At 65.1% G+C, this 2,611-nt stretch carries 3 protein-coding genes; 1 reads left to right on the top strand and 2 read right to left on the bottom strand.

From position 1 onward, the window contains the following. The first annotated feature begins 142 nt into the window (after window positions 1-142). On the top strand, window positions 143-1,141 hold the full coding sequence (locus DMB66_RS59560) for a hypothetical protein (protein ID WP_125812670.1): 999 nt from the start codon (window positions 143-145) through the stop codon (window positions 1,139-1,141). A gap of 223 nt (window positions 1,142-1,364) precedes the next feature. Here the strand turns inward: DMB66_RS59560 and DMB66_RS59555 are convergent, their stop codons facing one another. Beyond that, window positions 1,365-2,309, bottom strand: a complete 945-nt coding sequence (locus DMB66_RS59555; protein WP_125812669.1) for an endonuclease/exonuclease/phosphatase family protein — start codon at window positions 2,307-2,309, stop codon at window positions 1,365-1,367. Further along, the coding region (locus DMB66_RS62195; protein WP_158647742.1) for a hypothetical protein at window positions 2,306-2,611 on the bottom strand (306 nt) is incomplete at its 5' end. The genes DMB66_RS59555 and DMB66_RS62195, both read right to left, overlap by 4 nt.

The following is a 2,611-nucleotide window of genomic DNA, read 5'->3' as shown; positions in this document are numbered from 1 at the left end:
CCTGTGGTCGAGGTCGCGTTCGAGACGGCGATCGTCGGCGGGGCGGACTCTGTGTCGTCAGCGGCTCGGTGGCTGGCGGCATCTGACCGACCACGCATAACTGAGGTGAAGATTGGTCTCGCCGAGGCGCAGAATCTCCTTCATGTGGGATGTCGAGGGAATCCAGCTGCCAGATGGCGCAGAGATCGTCACGCAGCGTGATGGCAAAGTTCGGATTTGGGTCGACACCCCGCCCGATATGGATGGTTTCATTGGCCGGCACTGCGAGGAATGCCAGCAGACATTTCGGGTCCACGGCGAGGACTACGAGGCGCTTCAGGATCTTCTTCGCTGCGTCTACTGCGGACGACAGGGCGACGCGCGGAGTTTCGCGACTCCGCAGCAACACGATCGCGCCAAGACGGCCATTTGGGACCTTGCCGCGCAGGCGCTGTTGAAGTCCGTCAAGGGCCTGTCGGACGACCGGCAGATCATGTTCGGCGATCACCCTTACCGGCCACAGCCGCTTGCCAGAATCAACGAGGCGCCAGTGGTCCGCAAGCGGTCTTGTCCGAGCTGCGCGCGGCGTTACGCCGTCTTCCACCAGCACCGCTTCTGCCCCGCGTGCGGGCCGCTGACCCCGGACGTGGTTGCCCTGGATGCCCTCGACGCCGCGACGGCCACTCTCGACATGCTGAAGCAGATGCCGGCTGAGCAGGCCGCATCGCTGCGGGAGCTGGGCGTGTTCGACCAATTGCGAGTAAACGCCCTCAAGGATTTGGTGGGCATTGTCGAGACGCTCGCCGACGCGGTGTTCCGCGCTGTGGTGACCGACGCGGACAACAAGCTCCAGGGCAGGAGCATGCGCAATGTGTTCCAGCGCCTGGACGACATTGCCAACTTGTTCGCCGCCGAGGGACACGTCGATCTGCGTGTGGACCTTGGCGGGGCGAAATGGCAGCGGTTGCAGGCAACGTGGCAGGCCCGGCATCTGTTCGTCCACAACGACGGCATCGTCGATACTGACTACGTGGCCAAGGTTGGAGGAGCCAGCAATGCCCTGCTTGGGCAGCGTTTGGTGATCAGCGAGCAGCGCTGTAGGGAGGCGATCAGCGACACCCGGGACCTCTGTCAGGCGCTTTCCAAGCTTCGACGTCCGTGATCGCTGGATCCACGGGGCATCGCCCGTGGCGACTATCGGCGATGCCAGAGACACCCAGAGGTGCTGCTTTTCGCTGTCGTGGAGGAATTCGTGTGACGGTTCCTGGCTGAACTGCAGGCGCCGATCTCCTCGGTGGGGACGTGACCGCGTCGGGCGAGTAGGTCTGTTGCGGATCGCGGAAGATCGAGAATCGTGGGTCCGGGTTCGCGTTCGCATCGGTGTCTCACTTCCGCTGCGTCGAGGTTGTGGCGGATGTCACGTCTGGCCTGGAGGCGATGGCCGGCGCGGGGATCTGGAGACGCAGAGTGCAGCTGATGCGCCGGTGGTCGGAGGGCCAGCGCGCTGGGTCTTGCGCCGGTGGGATGTGCACTTGATAGGAGCCGGCGACGACGCGAGCATGGTTGAGGAACGCGTCGTTGATCAGGATGTGGTCAATGTGGAGTCCGCTGCCGCCGTTGACCGTTGGTGGCAGCGGGTCCGGCGCATCGGGGTCCAGTTCGGCGACCTGGTGGAATCCGGCGCCGTCGATGCGGCGGCCGGTTCGGTTGTCCCATCGGCCGATGAGCCGGTCGACAGCGCGGGTGTCTGGGCCCCAGACGCCGTCGGTGAACTGACCTTTGTAGTCGCGGGTGGCGATGGGAATGGTCTGCCAGTCGACGACGGGTAGGTGGGGTCCGGTTCCGGAACCGTTGTTGTCCCCGGCAAGAAGGGTGGGTGTGGTGGCGGTGCCGTATCGGGCGAGGAGTTTGGCGCGGGCGAGGCGTTGGTCGCCGTCGTGGTAGGGCCAGTGCTCGACGAACGCCCAGAAGCGGAAGTCGGGCGCGTTGTAGAGGGAGAAGCGGGCGAGGTTGCGTTTGTCGGGGAAGTCGGGCTCTTCGCCGGCGTCAAGGTGAAGTACGGTCGGGTCGTAGATGACCGCGGTGCCCAGCGGCCCGGTGAACAGTTCACCGACGTAGTGGCGGCCGGTCAGCGTGCTGAGCTGGCGTATGGCGGTGCGGAATGGGGTCTTCCCGCGGGCGTGCCAGAACTTGCACTCGCAGATCATGAGTAGGTGGGGTGCGGGTGGCTCGGCGAACGCGCGCAGGAGGCCGTCGAAGTCGTAGGAGCCGTCAGGTTGCAACCCGCCGCCTTCCAGGTTCAGCAGCGATAACTGCAGGTCAATAGTCATCTGCGGTGCCTCTCGTCGGGGAGCACGTAGCGGTGATCTTTGTCGGCTCGGTCGGGACTGTCGTCGCTGTGGTGGTTAGCGATGGCGTGCAGCAGGTCGCCGGCCTCGAAGAGTTCGTGGGTCGTCACCGCCGCGGTGATAGCCGGGTCGCCGCCGAGGTCGTCGGCTTGACCGATCAGGAACTGGCCGAACTCGGTGCGGACCGTGGTGCTCGCGGCGTCGAGGAACGAGTGCAGCAGGATCAGCAGGTCTGCGGTGGCGCGTACGACACCGACATAGACGCTTGCCTCGGCGAGTTCACC

The sequence above is a fragment of the Actinoplanes sp. ATCC 53533 genome, from assembly GCF_003947245.1.
This window is presented reverse-complemented; position numbering and strand designations above follow the sequence as displayed.